1 protein-coding gene is annotated in these 248 nt (G+C 58.9%); it reads right to left on the reverse strand.

Annotated elements, in window-relative coordinates:
• Positions 1-248 (reverse strand): peptidase C39 family protein (locus SB822_RS59520; protein WP_410859431.1); only part of this gene is annotated, 248 nt, incomplete at both ends.

Consider the following 248-nt stretch of genomic DNA (forward strand, 5'->3'; position numbering starts at 1 on the left):
GTCCACCGGAATTGCATAGGCTTCTGTACGCTGGCGGAAATCGGTCTGCGCCAGTTGCATCACCTTGCGCTTTTCCTCCGAACGCACCGATTGCAGGAAAAGCATGTCCTCGATGGAAACGATGATCGAAGCTTTCAGACCGCGCTCATGCGCAGCGACCGCAAGCCCAAACGGCTCACAACCGCCCGGCCCCGACATCATGTAAATCGTCGTCGCATCGCGCCAAAGGCGGACTTCCAGCACGGGGT

This window comes from Paraburkholderia sp. SIMBA_054, assembly GCF_046534875.1.
GTDB classification, from domain to species: domain Bacteria; phylum Pseudomonadota; class Gammaproteobacteria; order Burkholderiales; family Burkholderiaceae; genus Paraburkholderia; species Paraburkholderia hospita.